Origin of the sequence: Pareuzebyella sediminis, from assembly GCF_008367235.1 — a bacterium.
GTDB lineage: Bacteria > Bacteroidota > Bacteroidia > Flavobacteriales > Flavobacteriaceae > Pareuzebyella > Pareuzebyella sediminis.
On the sequence record NZ_VTZS01000001.1, the window covers coordinates 1 to 17681 of the forward strand.

At 42.0% G+C, this 17681-nt stretch carries 17 protein-coding genes; 10 read left to right on the plus strand and 7 right to left on the minus strand.

Annotated elements, in window-relative coordinates; translation table 11 throughout:
- The first annotated feature begins 207 nt into the window (after window positions 1-207).
- The 8 genes from F2B13_RS00005 to trhA all read left to right on the plus strand — a co-directional run bounded on the left by F2B13_RS00005 (window position 208) and on the right by trhA (window position 10002).
- On the plus strand, window positions 208-1593 hold the full coding sequence (locus tag F2B13_RS00005; protein WP_149302567.1) for a glycoside hydrolase family 88 protein: 1386 nt from the start codon (window positions 208-210) through the stop codon (window positions 1591-1593).
- Window positions 1593-3041, plus strand: coding sequence for an oxidoreductase (locus F2B13_RS00010; RefSeq protein WP_198439863.1), 1449 nt, complete (start codon window positions 1593-1595; stop codon window positions 3039-3041). Before F2B13_RS00005 ends, F2B13_RS00010 begins: the two co-directional genes overlap by 1 nt.
- A complete protein-coding gene (locus F2B13_RS00015) occupies window positions 3038-3808 on the plus strand; it encodes a 3-ketoacyl-ACP reductase (RefSeq protein WP_149276858.1) in 771 nt (256 codons plus the stop codon). Before F2B13_RS00010 ends, F2B13_RS00015 begins: the two co-directional genes overlap by 4 nt.
- A 10-nt stretch (window positions 3809-3818) precedes the next feature.
- Window positions 3819-4040, plus strand: a complete 222-nt coding sequence (locus F2B13_RS00020; RefSeq protein WP_149276859.1) for a hypothetical protein — start codon at window positions 3819-3821, stop codon at window positions 4038-4040.
- Window positions 4030-5424, plus strand: coding sequence for a sodium:solute symporter family protein (locus F2B13_RS00025; protein ID WP_149276860.1), 1395 nt, complete (start codon window positions 4030-4032; stop codon window positions 5422-5424). Before F2B13_RS00020 ends, F2B13_RS00025 begins: the two co-directional genes overlap by 11 nt.
- A 68-nt stretch (window positions 5425-5492) precedes the next feature.
- Window positions 5493-7385, plus strand: coding sequence for a 3-keto-disaccharide hydrolase (locus F2B13_RS00030; protein ID WP_149276861.1), 1893 nt, complete (start codon window positions 5493-5495; stop codon window positions 7383-7385).
- A gap of 10 nt (window positions 7386-7395) precedes the next feature.
- Window positions 7396-9348, plus strand: a complete 1953-nt coding sequence (locus F2B13_RS00035) for a sulfocyanin-like copper-binding protein (protein ID WP_149276862.1) — start codon at window positions 7396-7398, stop codon at window positions 9346-9348.
- Window positions 9349-9372: 24 nt separating this feature from the next.
- Window positions 9373-10002, plus strand: a complete 630-nt coding sequence (gene trhA, locus F2B13_RS00040) for a PAQR family membrane homeostasis protein TrhA (protein WP_394348950.1) — start codon at window positions 9373-9375, stop codon at window positions 10000-10002.
- A gap of 31 nt (window positions 10003-10033) precedes the next feature.
- On the opposite strand, the gene F2B13_RS00045 is transcribed toward trhA, so the two are convergent.
- Both F2B13_RS00045 and F2B13_RS00050 read right to left on the minus strand, forming a co-directional pair.
- Entirely contained in the window at window positions 10034-10465 is a 432-nt protein-coding gene (locus F2B13_RS00045; protein ID WP_149302569.1) for a DUF4268 domain-containing protein, read from the minus strand.
- Window positions 10466-11137: a ZIP family metal transporter gene (locus F2B13_RS00050; RefSeq protein ID WP_149276865.1), complete on the minus strand. Its 672-nt coding sequence runs from the start codon at window positions 11135-11137 to the stop codon at window positions 10466-10468.
- A gap of 184 nt (window positions 11138-11321) precedes the next feature.
- Here F2B13_RS00050 and F2B13_RS00055 point away from each other — a divergent pair, with 184 nt between their 5' ends.
- The gene (locus tag F2B13_RS00055) at window positions 11322-12485 is read left to right on the plus strand and encodes a THUMP domain-containing class I SAM-dependent RNA methyltransferase (RefSeq protein WP_149276866.1); all 1164 of its coding nucleotides are present in this window, start codon (window positions 11322-11324) and stop codon (window positions 12483-12485) included.
- 18 nt (window positions 12486-12503) lie between these two features.
- Here F2B13_RS00055 and F2B13_RS00060 read toward each other — a convergent pair whose 3' ends face one another.
- The 3 genes from F2B13_RS00060 to rlmD all read right to left on the minus strand — a co-directional run bounded on the left by F2B13_RS00060 (window position 12504) and on the right by rlmD (window position 15304).
- On the minus strand, window positions 12504-13289 hold the full coding sequence (locus F2B13_RS00060) for a DUF6048 family protein (protein ID WP_149276867.1): 786 nt from the start codon (window positions 13287-13289) through the stop codon (window positions 12504-12506).
- Window positions 13270-13758, minus strand: coding sequence for a DUF6452 family protein (locus F2B13_RS00065; RefSeq protein ID WP_149302571.1), 489 nt, complete (start codon window positions 13756-13758; stop codon window positions 13270-13272). The genes F2B13_RS00060 and F2B13_RS00065 overlap by 20 nt, the downstream gene beginning before the upstream one ends.
- A gap of 136 nt (window positions 13759-13894) precedes the next feature.
- Complete coding sequence (gene rlmD, locus F2B13_RS00070) at window positions 13895-15304, minus strand: 23S rRNA (uracil(1939)-C(5))-methyltransferase RlmD (protein WP_149276869.1); 1410 nt, start codon at window positions 15302-15304, stop codon at window positions 13895-13897.
- Between the two features lie 372 nt (window positions 15305-15676).
- On the opposite strand from rlmD, the gene rocD reads away from it, so the two are divergent.
- Window positions 15677-16963 carry an ornithine--oxo-acid transaminase gene (rocD, locus tag F2B13_RS00075; RefSeq protein WP_149276870.1) on the plus strand — a complete coding sequence of 429 codons (1287 nt, stop codon included), beginning with the start codon at window positions 15677-15679 and terminating at the stop codon, window positions 16961-16963.
- 41 nt (window positions 16964-17004) lie between these two features.
- On the opposite strand, the gene F2B13_RS00080 is transcribed toward rocD, so the two are convergent.
- Together F2B13_RS00080 and F2B13_RS00085 are read right to left on the minus strand one after the other, a co-directional pair.
- On the minus strand, window positions 17005-17319 hold the full coding sequence (locus F2B13_RS00080) for a CCC motif membrane protein (RefSeq protein WP_149276871.1): 315 nt from the start codon (window positions 17317-17319) through the stop codon (window positions 17005-17007).
- An 18-nt stretch (window positions 17320-17337) separates the two neighbouring features.
- Window positions 17338-17673 (minus strand): CCC motif membrane protein, encoded by a 336-nt coding sequence (locus F2B13_RS00085; protein ID WP_149276872.1) that lies wholly within the window; start codon window positions 17671-17673, stop codon window positions 17338-17340.
- Window positions 17674-17681 lie beyond the last annotated feature (8 nt).

Below are 17681 nucleotides of genomic sequence, written 5' to 3' on the forward strand. Positions count from 1 at the left end.
TTAAGCCCGCCAGCGCCGATGGTACTGCCACACCAGGTGGGAGAGTAGGATGCCGCCTTTCTTCGAAAAACCCGATACTGAAAAGTATCGGGTTTTTTTTTGTCCTATTGTTAGGGTTCTTTCCAATCTCACGTTTTTTCATATATTTAGGCCTAGAGTAAATTGCTCTGAAAATGAAAAACCCAACTTTGCCAACCAAAGTAAACCATGAATATACGCTTTGACCTTGAACCCCAACATCTTAACGATAAAATAGATAACCTATGGTCTTTGTCAGGGGCTAAACTTAAGAGCATGTCAGCCTCCTTAAAGGATGCTCAAGGATCGCCGGTGGTGACCGTAAAAGGTGTCTACACTCCTAGAAGTTGGACGGATTGGACACAGGGATTCCAGTTTGGCTCCGAACTTTTTCAATTCAATGCTACTGGAGATACTTCCTTCTTGGAATTGGCCATTGAAAACATTAAAACTAAAATGACTTCCCATGTAAGTCATTTTGGTGTCCATGATCATGGTTTTAATAATTTGAGTACATATGGTAACTTATTGCGATTAATAAGGGAAGGGAAAATAGCAAAGGATAAATGGTTGGAAGAGTTCTGCATTCTTGCCTTAAAGCTTTCTGCCTCTGTACAGGCGCAGCGTTGGACATCAACGCCCGACGGTGGCTACCTCTATTCGTTCAATGGGCCCCATTCCCTGTTCGTGGATACTATTCGAACCATAAGGATATTAGTGGCAGGTCACCTATTACAGCATCATGCATCTGGTGAAAATGATATCAAAATAAATTTGCTAAAGAGAGCGTATCAACATGCCCTAAGTACTGCTAAATATTCGATTTATTACGGGGAGAACCGAGATATTTATGACGTTTGGGGGCGCACTGCCCACGAAGCCATTTTTAACGTAAACGACGGAAATTTCCGTTCTCCTTCGACCCAACAGGGATATAGTGGGTTCTCTACATGGACCCGAGGATTAAGTTGGGCAATGCTGGGATTCGCCGAGCAACTTGAATTTTTACAAAGCCAAGAAAATTGTCCTGAATTCAATGATTTAGGGGGGAAGAAGTACCTTCAAGATACTTTTTTAAAGGCAGCAAGGGCGACCTGTGATTTTTATATCGAAAACACCGCCTCCGATGGAATTCCATATTGGGATACCGGAGCACCAGGTCTGCGGCATTTAGGAAATTGGAGAGAGACAACTGCTGATCCATTCAACGATTTCGAACCCGTAGACAGCTCCGCAGCGGCCATAGGTGCGCAGGGACTGCTTCGGCTAGGAAATTACCTTAGAAATGAGAACAACCCTGATGCGGATACATACTGGTCCGCCGGTCTGACGGTAGCCCACACCTTATTGGATGAACCTTATCTAAGCTCTGACCTGGCACATGAAGGTTTGCTCTTACATACGATTTATCATCGTCCCAACGGATGGGACCATATTCCTGAGCACAGTAAAATTCCAAACGGTGAGGCTTGTATGTGGGGGGATTATCACATTCGGGAGTTGGCTCATTATTTAAAAGAGGTTATAACAGGAGATTCTTATTATACTTTTTTTAAAGATATTACACACGACTGATGGCCAAATCAAAACCAAAGTTTACCCGTATCGCGCAATTAAAGACAGCCGATGATTTTACGGATTATCTATCCCTTTTGGAAACCGATATACCCTTTAAAAGAGAACTTCCAGCAGTAGACCGATTACATTTGGCAACCCCCTTTCAATTAAAATCAGGCCAGACTATTGGGAACCGTTTCTGTATTCTTCCGATGGAGGGGTGGGATGGTACGTTAGACGGACTTCCAACGGAACATACAAAAAGAAGGTGGCATAACTTTGCCATTAGCGGAGCCAAATTATTATGGGGCTGTGAAGCCGTAGCGGTAAGGCATGACGGAAGAGCGAATCCTAACCAGTTGATGATTAATGAGCAGAATCTTCCCGCCTTCGAAGAACTCCATAACAATTTACTTACCGATCACAAGGCCAAATATGGTAAAACTTCTGACCTGCTCATTGGCTTGCAACTCACGCATTCAGGACGATTTTCAGTTCCTGATGAAGACAGGGTCAGAAAACCCCAGACCCTCTATAGACATTCGGTGCTGGATCGGAAGTTTCACCTTCCCGAAGACCATATTCCAATGACAGATGCCGACATTGATCAATTGGTCGATGATTTTGTGAAGGCGGCAGGTCTTGCAAAAGAAGCAGGTTTTCAGTTTGTAGATATTAAACACTGTCACGGCTATCTCGGACACGAGTTTCTTAGTGCGACTTCTCGTGCAGGCAAGTATGGAGGTACCTTAGAGAATCGAATGCGATTTCTAAAATCGGTAGTCAATGGGATAAAAGAGACCAGTGCCATTCAAGTCGGCGTAAGATTGAGCGCATTCGACTTTATTCCTTTTAAGAAAGATAAGAATAATACAGGGGTACCTGAACATAATGATGGCGATTATAAGGAAGCTTTTTGTGGTGACGGTACAGGAACTGGAATCGACCTTAGTGAGCTTTTTGAAATGCTGGGCCAGTTTGAAGAAATGGGTATAGAATTGGTCTGTATAACCGCCGGAAGCCCTTATTACGTACCCCACGTTACACGACCTGCTATCTTTCCTCCCTCTGATGGTTATTTGCCCCCTGAAGATCCACTTGTAGGGGTGGCAAGGCAAATACATATAACCCATGAAATTAAAAAAAGGTTTCCTAACCTTACCATAATCGGTTCTGCTTATTCGTACCTTCAAGAATGGTTGCCCCATGTTGCTGAGGCCGTGGTTGAAGCCGATATGGCCGATTTTATCGGTTTGGGAAGAATGGTGTTGAGCTACCCCCGGTTGCCCGAAGATGTTTTACAGGGTAATACCTTATCTAGGGGAAATATTTGCCGAACTTTTTCAGATTGTACAACTGCCCCAAGAATAGGGATGCTTTCTGGTTGTTTTCCACTGGATTCCTATTATAAAAAGATGCCCGAAGCGACTACATTGAAAGAGTATAAGAAAGAGAGTAGGCTATGAAGAGGAATATTTTGATAACAGGGGGTTCTCGCGGAATAGGGTTAGGTATCGCCAAAGAATTGGCAAAGGCTGGAAATAATTTGGCCATCAATGGAATACGTGATGAAAATCAGGTGAGCGATGTACTTGAAGAATTAAAAAGTTTCGGTAACAGGGTTATCTATTGTCAGGGAAATATTGCTTTGGATCAAGAGCGTGAAAAAATTTGGAACGAACTGATGAAAAAATTCAAAAAACTTCATGTGCTTGTAAATAATGCTGGCGTGGCTCCTGAACACCGGGTCGACTTACTGGATATGACCGAGGAAAGCTATGACAGGGTAATGAATATTAATTTAAAAGGTCCCTTTTTTCTAACCCAAAAGGTGGCTGTTCATATGCTTGAGAACAAAAAGGAAGATTCCGGTTTTGAGGGGTGTATCGTGAATATATCATCTATAAGCGCTACTACTGCATCCGTCAATCGTGGGGAATATTGTATTTCAAAATCGGGTATGAGTATGATGACCAAACTATTCGCCGTTAAGTTAGGCACTTTTGACATTCCCGTTTATGAAGTACAACCAGGGATTATTGAAACAGACATGACCGCTGCAGTGCTCGAGAAATACAAAAGACTAATAGAAGAAGGACTTACTGTTCAACCTAGACTTGGAACTCCCGATGATGTCGGAAAGGTAGTATCTGCCTTGGTAGAACAGAGATTGCCTTACACTACCGGCCAAGTGGTAAGGGTTGATGGAGGTCTTTCAATTCCTAGATTATAAAAAGTTGAGTATGAGGAAACATCGTTCCACAGTAATACGAATTTTAGATAGTTTAGCGATTATTGTTTTTATCGCTTCTTTCAGTCCTTTGGTTATTCCTGAAAATGAGAGTGCACCCTATATGTTTGGAATACCCTACACGATGTGGATGGGCTTGTTTGTCAGTATTTTATATGTAGTATTGGCCTATGCGGTGTCGACCCTAAATAAAGAAAACAAAAATGCTGACTAAATTTATTGTTGCAGGGGTTATCTACTTGGGGATTCTGATTTTTTTGGTCAGACGCACTCGCGTAAAGGAAAAGACCACTTCAAATTATCTTTTGGGCGGCGGAAATATCGGTTTTGTAATCGGGCTATTTACGACCGCGGCAACTTTATTCAGTGCTTTTACAGTAGTAGGAATGCCTGATTTTTTTAGAAATCATGGGGTGGGTGCCTGGATTTTTCTTGCTGTGTCGGATACCATGATGGTGTATGCACTTATTCGAATCGGTGAAATATTGAGAAAAAGAGCACGAAAACTTGACTTTAAGGGTATGTCAGGGCTTATGGTGGCCATGTACGAATCGAAGTTGGCCGGATATGTATTTTTCGGTGGCGCGGTAGTCTTTTTGATTCCGTATATAGCAGTTCAAATCAGCGGTATTTCTATATTCCTAAACGCCGCTTTTCCCGACGCTATTCCCGTTTGGTCATGGAGTTTGATTATCGTTGCAATAATGGTGCTTTATAGTGAGACCGGAGGACTTAGGGCAATTATGTACAACGATACCTTGCAAGGCATTCTCCTTTTTATAACCATTTGGATTATTGGTTGGAACTGTATCGACTACTTTGGAAGTATCGAATCGATGTTCGACAAGGTGGGGTCGGTCAATGAAAAATTATTGTCCGTGCCTGGGCCAAAAGGATTGTTCACGGCACAATTCTTTATAATTTCGGCAATCGCCATTATCTGTTTACCTTTCACACAACCACAAATTTCAACAAGGGTCATTATTATGAAGAGTAGTACTTCGTTGCGTAGAATGGCCATTGGTCTAGGTGTTGTCGCAATACTGATAATATTACCCACACTTTTTATGGGGATGTATGGGGCTGTACGCTACAGTGACGCTTCCACACAAGATTTTATAGGCCATGTACTCTTGTATGATCAAGCAAGTGGCATCGCTGCTTTGGGACTTATTGGCTTAATAGCCGCGGCCATTTCGACGTCCGATTCGCAAATTTTTGCATTGGGTTCGGAGTTACGATCATTATTGACTCTCGATGACAAAAAAGCCGTTTCTATTACCCGTTTTTTTATACTAATATTCGGTTTGTTGGCACTGGTTTTTTCAATAGTCAGTACGGAACATCTTGTACTTTTGGCCAGAACCAGTTTTACGGGAACCGCAATGATGGCCCCAATGATTTTGGTAGGTATATTAAGTTCTAAAAAGCTTTCAGTTCTGATGCCTATCGTGACCATGTTGGCTTTGCTCATTTTTATTTTCGCAAAAATAGGCGTAGTACCCTCTAAAATGGGCGCTCTTGAAATTGAAATCGTACTGTTTATCAGTTTGGCCGTGGCTGCCTTGATTGAATGGTTGAGGCCCCGTACCGTATAACGAGAAAGATATGACCCAAGCTGATCATGAGCTAATAATACTCAATAATTATTGACTAAATTAAACGAATGAAAATTAGTATACTATTTGCCTTGACAGGAATCCTTTTGCTTTCATGCTCGGAAAAGCCCAAAGAAACGAGCATTGTCGAAACCAAAACGCTTCCACTAGATTACTTACCCTTTCAAGAAATCGAACTGAAGGATTTAAGTGCTTTTAGGGACGTTTCCGATAATTGGAAAGTAGTGGGCAACGCCACGGTGAACCGAACTAAAGACGGTGATATTAGCTTTTCAAAGGGTACCGGGGTTTTGATCAATATTCCTGAAGACAGTTCCAAAGACCACCTTCTTACCAAATTTGAACATGGAGATATTGAATTGGAGCTTGATGTACTCCTTCCAAAAGGTTCCAATTCCGGACTTTATTTCCAAGGAAGGTACGAAATACAGCTTTTTGACAGCTGGGGGGTCGCACAGCCCCAGCATAGCGATATAGGTGGTATTTACCAACGTTGGGACGAGGCTAGAGGAAAAGACAAAGAAGGTTTTGAAGGAATAGCACCTTTATACAACGCGGCGAAAGCACCTGGTTTATGGCAACGGTTAAAAATAATATTCCATGCCCCTGAATTCGATGATAAGGGAAATAAGGTCAAAAATGCCGAATTTGAAAAGGTATGGCTGAATGGAATGCTAATTCACGAAAATGCGGAGGTAACGGGGCCTACCAGAGCTGCTGCCTTTAATGATGAAGCGGCCAAGGGACCCCTTATGATTCAAGGGGATCACGGAGCGGTAGCTTTAAAAAACATTACATACAAACGCTATGACGCTGGTAGCGTGGCCCTGAAAAATATGAGCATGACCGAGTTTCAGAATGGCGAAATAGATTTGCCTAAATTAGATAGTTTGGTACCTATTCGTCAGATAAGGGCAGATTCAATATCGGCGAATATGATTTCCGGAGAAACCCAACAGGGGATTCTAAAATATACCGGACAGATGGAAGTTCCTACTACAGGGGAATACCTTTTCGATTTCAAGATTAATCGGGGAGGAGGTATTCTTTTGGTTGACCATGATACGGTGGTCAACATGAACGGAGATTACAATTTAGATTCCCTTGGTATCGGAAAAGTTAACTTAGATAAAGGGGACATCCCATTTACCCTAATCTATAATAAGCCTCGATCTTGGGCCACGGGCTTTAGCCTTGAAGTCGAAGGCCCTGGCGTTCAAAAGCATGCCTTACAGGCCAAAAACTCTTTGGTTATAGGAGGCTCCAGACCGGAAGAAAAAATCATGATCGAAGTAGGTGATGTACCCATCGCCCAAAGAAGCTTTATGATGCAAAATGGGTATAAACGTACCCATTGTATTTCTGTCGGCACACCAAGAGGAGTACATTTTGCGTACGATCTTTCAACAGGCTCGTTGTTGAAGGCCTGGAACGGCGATTTTTTGGATGCGACCGATATGTGGCTATCACGGGGTGAAAAACAACTGGCCCGACCTGCCGGATTTACACTTACCTTTTACGGAGGCCCCGACTTCGCAATTTTGGAAGATGAGGCCAGTAAGTGGCCGGACACGGATTCCGAGAGAGCAAATAGTAAATCATTGGGTTATAGTATAATGAATAATGGAATGCCGATGTTTTCCTATCAATTAGGTGATAATAAGATCTCAGATTTGATAGTTCCTTCAGGCGTGGAAAGAATTATTAAGCGAACTATACGCTTTAAAGGCAATGAAACGATATGGCATAACATCGCTATTGGGGAGTCTATTCAACAACTTCCGGATGGTACCTATATAGTCAATGATGAAAGTTATTATATAGATTTTTCAAATAGTGGCGGTCTTCAACCGATAGTACGTGAATCTTCCGGAAAAGACGAGCTACTCGTAAAAATTCCAGCAGGGGAACAACATGTCGAATACAATATCATTTGGTAAACAACACAGTATGCAAGCTATCTTTAGATTTATAGTAGTCTTTCTTCTCTTAACTCCCTTAAAGGTTATTCTTTCACAGTCCGATATGGCTGACAAAGAATCCAAATATTACCGAATAGTCGATGTGCCCATTCCTGATGATATTATGTTAGAGGTAGGAGGGTTGGTGCTGACCGATGATGACAAATTGGGAGTTTCTACCCGAAGGGGAGATATCTGGTTGATCGAAAGGCCTTACAGCAAAGATCCTAAGTATAGTAGATACGCTCGGGGATTGCACGAACCACTTGGACTAAATTATAGGGATAACAGCTTCTACCTTTCCCAAAGAGGCGAACTTACCAGATTGGAGGACCAAGATGGTGATGGCGTTGCCGATCTCTACAAAACGATTTATTCCTGGCCATTATCGGGAAATTATCATGATTATTCATATGGACCTAAATTTTTGGAAAATGGGGATATGTTAGTGACCCTGAACCTTTCATGGATAGGGCATGGGGCAAGCTTGGCAAAATGGCGGGGCTGGTTATTGCAAATTACCCCCGAAGGGGAAATGACCCCCATCGCAACCGGTCTACGTTCACCTGCTGGGTTTACATTGAATGCCAATGGTGATGTTTTCTATACCGAGAATCAGGGTGATTGGGTAGGTTCCGGAAGGATGACACATCTTGAAAAAGGAGATTTTGCCGGAAATCCTGAAGGGTTGGTTTGGACCGATGATCCCCAATCTCCTTTAAAACTTAAAATGTCTGACATTGAAGAGCAATCGGGTTTGAGCCTTTATGAATATGCTAAGAAAGTACCTGAACTCAAGGCTCCGGCCATTTGGTTTCCACATACCATTTTAGGGATTTCGACCTCGGATATTCTTTACGACACTACGGGTGGAAAGTTTGGACCTTTCGAGGGCCAAATGTTTGTGGGTGACCAAGGACATAGTAAAATTATGCGTGTTTTTATGGAAAAAATCAACGGCGTATACCAAGGGGCAGCCTTTCCTTTTGTCGAAGGCTTTTCATCGGGCATCCTCAGAATGATATGGGGTAGTGATCATAGTATGTTCGTCGGTATGACCAGCCGAGGTTGGTCGTCCACAGGTAAAGAACCTTATGGTCTTCAACGCCTGGTGTGGTCAGGCCGAACACCTTTTGAAATAAAGGAAATGAAGGCTCAATCCGACGGCTTTTTATTGGAGTTTACCAAACCCGTACAAAAGGCCACTGCGGAGAAACCGGAAAATTACATGGTCACGACTTTTAATTACCTGTACCACAATACCTATGGGAGCCCTATTGTTGACCAGCAAAAGGGTATGGTACATGCTGTTGAAGTTTCCGAGGACGGACTAACGGCCAAATTGATCGTACATGGAATGCGTTTAGGCTTCATACATCAATTAAAAGTACAAGGATTGAAGTCAGTTAGCGGTGAAGCTTTATTGCACGATACCGCTTATTACACCCTCAATGAAGTACCTGGGGGGCAATTAAAATCACCGCCAACGGAGCGTATGAACCAGGCCAAAAAAGGAATATCGCAGCCAAAGAGAACCAATGAAATGCCATTGACATGGCAGAATGGGCCAGATAGACAAGTAGTCGTGGGAACCAAACCGGGCCTGAAATACGATATTTCTGAGCTGGTCGTCGAGCGCAATACCAAGTTGGAAGTACTCTTCAGAAACAATGACGATATGTTGCATAATCTTGTGGTAACGACGAACGACGACAATGCAGCGGATAAAGTGGGGAATATGGCCTTGGAACTCGGTCTTGACGGGGCCGATTTAAATTACGTGCCAGATACCGATTTGGTGTTGTATCACACGGGAATCGTACAACCCGGTAATGAAGAGCGAATTTATTTTCAGGTACCTCGTGAGGCCGGTGAATATTGGATTGTTTGCACTTTTCCCGGACATTCCAAAACCATGCGGATCAAACTAATCGTCAAGTAAGGAAGTCATACCAAAATGTTTGACTTGGGCAGCAAGCGTATACGACCCGGGGAAGAACGGTTAAACGCTCTCTCGCATCTTCTTGGTTCCGTGTTGGCGGTAGTGGGTTTATTTGTATTGTTAAACCAGCAGGAGCATACGAAACCCTACTCGACCTTTGCCTTTGTTATATACGGCGTGAGTCTTATAGCCATGTTTTCTGTGTCTGCCATGTACCATTGGGTCGCAGACCCGCGATTAAAACGGCTTTTGCGTATTGCCGATCATATTAATATCTATTTTCTGATTGCCGGAACCTATACCCCCGTTGCACTTATAGCATTGGGTGGAGAAAATGGTTGGAGACTTTTTTACCAGATATGGGCTATAGCTGCTTTTGGCACGCTTTTTAAGCTTTTTTATACAGGTAGGTTCGAATATATTTCCCTGCTTTTATATATCGGTATGGGATGGCTCATAGTATTCGATTATCGCCAATTGGCTGAGGCTTCTACTACTTTGGGCATCGTGCTTTTAATGGGTGGGGGCGCTTTTTATACGTTGGGCATAATTTTCTATGCCTGGGAACGCATTCCCTACCATCATTTTATATGGCACCTGTTTGTATTGGCCGGAGCAATTTGCCATTGGTTTTTCGTCTACTTAGGCTTTTAGGGCTAACTTTTGTCAACAGGACTGAACGTCCTTAAATTTCTAGTATCTCGCGGTAGGCTAAAAAGAAGTCTTCGAAACGCTGCATGTGCGTACTAAGAAACTGCATGCTTTCTTGCCATGTATTTTTATTATGTATGGATATTTTTTCCCTTCGGACGAAAATTCTTGATATTTCCTTGCCATTGTCCAGTACAAAGGCATCCTCGAAATGTGCTTCCGGTAAAAAATCTTCCGACTTCAGAATACTTTTTAGGGCCAATAATTTATCCCAAAGTATGATACGCCTTTCAATGTCATCGGTTTCGACATCTAAGGAAACCAAGGCCTTTTTAACATCAAAATGAAATTTAAAGGCAAGACCTTTTATCTTGGTATTGTAAAGTATCCATTTCTTGGGATATGATTTGCCAAAAGCAATCCAAAATTCTTGGCGAATTTGTTTCGATTCCGATTTACTGAACATTTAAAGAAGATATGCAATGGTTACGCCTAGGAAAATCGCCACTATTTTTTGAAGATTAAAACCATGACCTTCAGAACTTTCAAAAAGTATGACCGTAGAAATATGTAAGAAAACACCGATTACCAAAGCTGTGATCTCGGTGTAGTAGGCTGTGATAAAACTAAGATGTTCCGTAGCTAAACTTCCAATGGGAGTCATTAGGGAAAAGAGAACAATAAACCAAATGGCTTTCACCAATCGAATTCTTGAATTTAATAAAAAGATACTCAAGATTATGGCAATGGGTATCTTATGTACTAGAATACCATAGAGCATTTTATGATGGGTGCCGATCGGAACACCCTCTAATAGAGAGTGTATGCAAAGACTTATAAATAATAACCAAGGAAAGCTGACCTGGCTTCTGCTGAGATGTACGTGGCCGTGTTCGGCTCCTTTTGAAAAGAACTCCAAGAAAATCTGGAGTAATATCCCAAGCATAATAAAAATGCCGACAATCTTGGAATCCGATTGCTTATAGACCGAAGGGAATAGTTCAAAAATGGTTAAGGCCAACAAAAATGCACCGCTGAAGGCAAGAAGAAGTTTAAAATGGCTTCTGTTTTTGGGTCTGACCCAATAAACAAAGACGAAACTTAAAATGACGGCAAGTATAGGTAAGAGGTAATTCATAGATGAAAGCCATTGGGTCAATGGCCAATTAAAATATTCAAAATTTTATGGAAAAACCGCCATTATCAGAAACCTCGGGCATCGAGAAAAACGTTTAAAGCGGGCCCCATTTATGAAAGATGATTCGGTCATTTTACTTCTCCGGCTAAAATACTGTATTTTTGGCTCAACTTTAAAACACAGTATGGCTAATAATTTCAAAATGGTCGCTAAGACCTTATTCGGGTTCGAGGAAATCCTGGCCAAGGAAATTCGCAAACTGGGTGGTGGACATGTTGAAATGGGGGTAAGAAATGTATCTTTCGAAGGAGATACGGGGTTTATGTATAAGGCGAACCTTTGCTTGAGAACCGCCATCAAAATTTTAAAGCCTATATGCTCATTTACGGTACGCAATGAAAACGACCTGTATAAAAAAATCTATGCTATCGATTGGCCATCCTATTTTGAGGTCGATGCGACTTTCGCTGTCGATGCTACGGTCAATTCGGAGAATTTCAAACATTCACTTTTTATATCCCAGAAAACGAAAGATGCCATTGTCGACAAATTTAGGGCGGTCGTAGACCGTAGACCCAATGTTGATATCAAGTTTCCAGATCTGAGAATCAACATCCACATTCAAGGGGAACAGTGCAATGTTTCACTAGATACTTCCGGGAGCTCGTTGCACCATAGGGGGTATCGAACGGCAACAAATATTGCTCCCATCAACGAGGTATTGGCAGCTGGGTTGTTATTGCTGAGTGGTTGGGAAGGCCAATGTGACTTTTTAGATCCTATGTGCGGTAGCGGTACCTTCTTGGCCGAAGCTGCCATGATTGCTTGCAATATTCCTGCAAACATAAATAGGAAGCAATTTGCTTTTGAAAAATGGACGGATTTCGATGAAGAACTTTTTCAAAAAATAGTGGAAGTCAGCTTGAACAAGACACGGGAATTCCACCATAAGATAGTCGGATACGACAAGGCTCCTTCTGCCGTGCGCAAAGCGCAGGAGAATATCGACAATGCCAACCTTTCAGAGTATATCACAATCGAGCGAAAGAATTTTTTTGATACCGAAAAGTGTAACGATGGTAAATTGCATATGCTCTTCAACCCACCCTATGGAGAACGTTTGCGCCTAGATATGGAAACCTTTTACGCCGAGTTGGGGGATACCTTGAAACAGAGCTATCCGGGAACCGATGCATGGTTTATTACGGCTAATCTAGAAGCACTAAAGCACGTGGGGTTAAGACCTTCCCGAAAAATAAAGGTATTTAACGGGCACCTAGAAGCACGTTTGGTCAAGTATGTTATGTACGAGGGCAGCAAAAAGCGAAAGTCAGTTACCAACCCATAGCTTAAATATAACCTTCCCCTAATTGCTATCGCTATTTGGTTCTTTAGGTTTGTTGGATTTTTTATAAAGGGGAATCAGATATGATATCGAATAATTGTAGCCCACCCCAAAACGACTGCCGTCAGTTACCTTATTGAATCCTGGGATAAACAAATTGCTGAAATTATCTGGATTTTTGTTGGTCACTAAAAAACCTAGTCGGGCACTTGCTCCGAAATAAAGATTTTTGAACATTTCTGCTTTTATGCCGACCACAAATTCAAGCCAAGATGCAGTCAGGCCGCCAAACTCTTGATTTGGTGTGGAACCTTGCGCGAAATCGTCGGGATTCCAATAGCGATCGGAATTAAATATTTTATAGGTATTAAGGGTTTGACTAAAAGCTCCGAAGGCATATCTTCCACCGATATAGATCATGTTCTGTTCCCCGTACCAATTACCATAGGTATTGTAATCAATACCTAATTTCAAATAGCTTCCAGAGGCCGTAAAATTATAGAGCTCACCTTCGGCATTATTTATCTCGCTGCCAAGCTCAATGCCAATGGTTTTCTTTTCATTGCCTAATTCTGCTGCTAAATATAAATTTTGGGTAAGGCGATAGTCCCCCACAAATTCGAGTCCGGTATAATTGTCCTCGAGAACGCCTATTAAAGGCCTGCTAAGGTCGATTCCAACCCGAACCCCGTAAGGTTGCTTATATACCAGAGAATCTGTCCTTTGTTTTTTTATAGGTTCCTCCTGTGCTAAACCCAATGCCAAAAAGGAGACAAAAAAAATAAGGTTAATGTAAAATCTTGACATGGGCCGAGGCTGTATTTTCTATCAACGGTGTGATAATTCTTGCTTCCTGTATCCACACACTGTCATCTTGTACGACCGTGGTCTGTAGTCCATCAAAATTAACGATATAGCCGCAGGCCCTTGATATGAAGATTTCCTTGGCTTCGTAAGTAAAGGTGATGGTATCTATGTTAATATCGTCAATACTTGTTTGTCTTGATAGTGTGAAAGACGTACTGTTTTCATTAACACGTAAGGGTAGTACGATTGAATCTAAGGCACTATTGATAATAGTATCTTGGGCGCCTGAAGTGGTCAGTCCCCGCACGATAAGATTTTGTACATCCTTGAATTCCGTGGTGTCGGTAATATCATAAAACCGAACAACCAAACGCGGAGTGTCGGCATCAACGCAAATATCATCTTTTTCACAGGCAGAGAACGCCAATATGCCAACCATTAGAAATAGTACAATTTTCTGTTTGTTCATATGCGGTGATACGGGGTCATTGTATAAATAGGTAATATTTTAGCAAATTCTATAAGACTAAAATGATAACATACTGACCTTGTCGTTCTATAATTTTTTTTAATACTAAATATCATATTCACAAGGTTGGTTGTAGTTACATTTTCTCCAAAAGTACGACATTTTCGACATGATGGGTCTGGGGAAACATATCTACGGGTTGAACTTTTACAACACGATAATCAGTTTTCATCATTTCCAAATCCCTTGCTTGAGTGGCACTATTACAACTCACGTATACCACTCGCTTCGCGCCGATATCTAAAATTTGCCCCACCACATCTTTATGCATGCCATCACGGGGCGGATCGGTAATGATGATATCAGGCTTTCCGTTTTTTTCAATGAAGTCTCCATTGAACACATTTTTCATGTCGCCCGTAAAGAAACTTACATTATCGATTTTGTTTCGTTTGGCGTTCTCTTTGGCATCTGCAATAGCTTCAGGCACCGATTCGATGCCGATTACCTTTTTGGCACTGCGTGCGATGAATTGGGCAATGGTACCTGTTCCTGTATAAAGATCATAGACCAATTCTTCTCCCGTTAAATCGGCAAAGTCACGGGTTACTTTATAAAGCTTATAGGCTTGATGCGAGTTGGTCTGATAAAACGACTTGGCGTTGATTTTAAACTGTAGCCCTTCCATTTCTTCGACGATATAGTCTCGACCAGAATGCTTGAGAATTTCCTGGTCATAAATGGTATCGTTCTGTTTTTGATTAATTACATATAGCAAGGAAGTAATTTCAGGGAAAGTTTCGGCGAGATACCTCAATAAAAGCTTATGCTTGTCACTATCGTTTTCAAAAAATTGTACAAGAACCATTATTTCGTCCGTTGAGGAAGTTCTGATCATCAATGTTCGCAATAAGCCTTGTTGTTGTTTTGGGTTGAAAAACGATAAATTATTTTTAATGCCAAAATCTCGGGTGGCCAGCCGAATAGCATTCGAAGGATCTTGTTGTAAATGGCATTTTTTTATGTCGAGGATCTTGTCCCACATGCCAGGTATATGAAATCCAAGTGCATTTTTGTCCTGAATTTCTTCTCCCGACTTGATTTCGTCCAAAGTCAACCATCGGCTGTCGGAAAAAGAGAACTCCATTTTATTTCGGTAAAAATAGGTCTTTTCAGATCCTATAATCGGCAGGGTCTCAGGAAGGTCTAAATGTCCGATACGTTTAAGATTGTTTTCAACTTCTTTTTGTTTGTAAAATAACTGATGCTCATAACCCATATCTTGCCATTTACAGCCGCCACAGACCCCAAAATGTTGACATTGAGGTGCGACCCGCTTTTTGGAACGTGTATGAAAATGGGTCGCGACGCCTTCGAAATAGGACTTACGTTTTTTGGTGGTCTGCACATCGACAATATCGCCGGGAACAGTGTTTGTCAAAAAAATGACCCGTCCGTCGGGCGCCCTTCCTATTGTTTTTCCTTTTGCTCCGGCATCAATCACCTCTACTTGTTGGAAAATTTGACGTTTGTTCTTTTTTCGCATGCCGCAAAAGTAAGCATCATAGGGCATTTATAACAACAATTTGTAGTGGCATACTATTTAAAAAGTTAAAAATTTGAATGTGGGTTCGAAGCCAAAATGAAAGGTTTGCGACGACTATTATTTAGGTAAAATCTCTAGGGTGATCGGAGGTTAAAAACGGTGAGGTGCACTTTGTATCCAAATTACAAGAAGAGCGTAGCCGATGGAAACGACAATGCCCGGTTCAGTGTTGCCAAATCTTTCAAAGGGAATTTTTAACCAGATACATTTCACCCTACTGCCAACTTAATTTCTTATTTTTGAAAGCCAAAAAAGGATGATTTCTCTCCCAAAGAAGGAATTACTGAAGTTTTATTTAAAGTAATTTTAATCATGTCAGTTCTTAGCAGTACCACTGAAGAAGCAATAGCTTTGGAGGAGCAATATGGAGCACACAATTACCACCCGTTGCCCGTTGTCTTGGAAAAGGGTAGGGGCGTTTACGTATGGGATGTGGAAGGCAAAAAGTATTACGATTTTCTTTCTGCGTATTCCGCGGTAAACCAAGGGCATTGTCATCCTAAAATTATCAGTGCTTTGACCGAGCAAGCCCATACCTTGACGTTGACCTCAAGGGCGTTTTATAATGATATGTTGGGCAAATTTGAGAAGTACGCTACGGAGACCTTTCATTTTGACAGGCTCCTTCCTATGAACACCGGTGCAGAAGCCGTTGAGACCGCCTTGAAAATATGCCGAAAGTGGGCTTACGAGAAAAAGGGGATACCAGAAAACGAAGCCCAGGTTATTGTTTGCGAAAACAACTTTCACGGCCGCACGACTACTATAATCTCGTTTTCCAACGATCCGGTGGCTCGAGAGAATTTCGGTCCGTATACCCAGGGTTTTATCAAAATCCCCTATGATAATTTGGAGGCTTTGCAAGAAGTCTTGGAAGCAGATAATAATATTGCCGGGTTTTTAGTGGAACCGATTCAAGGGGAGGCTGGCGTATATGTACCTTCAGATAAATATCTGAAGTCTGCCAAGACACTCTGTGAAGAGCACAATGTACTTTTTATCGCCGATGAGGTACAGACCGGTGTGGCTAGAACGGGCAGACTATTGGCCACTTGTGGAAATTGTTCTTGTACCGATAAACACTGTAGTGCCACACCGGAGGTAAAACCTGATATTTTGATTTTAGGAAAAGCGCTATCCGGTGGTGCCTACCCGGTTTCGGCCGTTTTGGCCGATAACCCGGTGATGGGAGTAATTCGACCCGGCAACCACGGCAGTACTTTTGGAGGTAATCCTTTGGCCGCTGCTGTAGGTATGGCCGCACTACAGGTAGTCAAAGACGAGAAGCTTGCTCAAAATGCATATGTGTTGGGCGAAATATTTCGCAATGAACTCGAAAAATTCATTACTAGCTGTGCCCTCGTCAAGGAAGTTAGGGGCAAAGGGTTGCTCAACGCCATTGTAATCAATGACACGGAAGACAGCTCGACCGCTTGGGATATTTGCATGGCACTCAAAGAAAACGGTTTATTGGCCAAGCCCACACATGGCAATATTATTCGCTTTGCACCACCACTGGTAATTACGGAAAAACAATTGCGCGACTGTATTTCGATCATTACCGATACGTTGAGAGCTTTTGTACAAAACACTCCATAAAAAGCATTGTATAAAACAAGGGGCTCCTTTGCCAATCTTGTTCAATCCCAATGTCCTCCAAAACCATCCGTACTGAAAAAGGCAATAATGGCCCCAAAATAAAGGATGGTGAATAGGAGCAAAAGGGCAGATAGACCAATACTTATATAAGATAATGTCTTTCCTGTCTTGGCATTCTCATAGCCTGAATAGGCTTCCGGATTATTTCTATAGAGCTTTTCCGCATTTTTAGCATTGGTCAGCCCTATGATGCCAAAAATAATGGCAAAGGGTCCGCAGCATACAAAGGGTGTGATTACCCCAATAATACCCATAGTCAATGCCGTACTGGCTCCAGGTAATGGTACTTGACTCATTTCGTTCGACATCATTAGTTATTCTTCAATACCATATTGTTCCAACAACTCTTTGGTTTGCTCCATATAGGCTTCCCAACCACCCATTTTCATAATGGAGTAAACCGTCCAGATTAAGGAAAGAACGCCCAGTACCAATCCGATTATCGCGATGATTTTGGCGGTTTTCAATTGACTGTAGTTCGAGTAGTCCTCTGGATTCGTCCGATATAATTTCTCGTCTTTCGACGTTAAGAACAAGGCAATGCCCGACATTATTATACCACCGAGTCCTGCACTGAAACAACAGCAGAGATATGATAAAATGCCTAAAACGATGGCTATCGTAACATTAGGTAGTTTTTTTTGTTCCATAATAATGA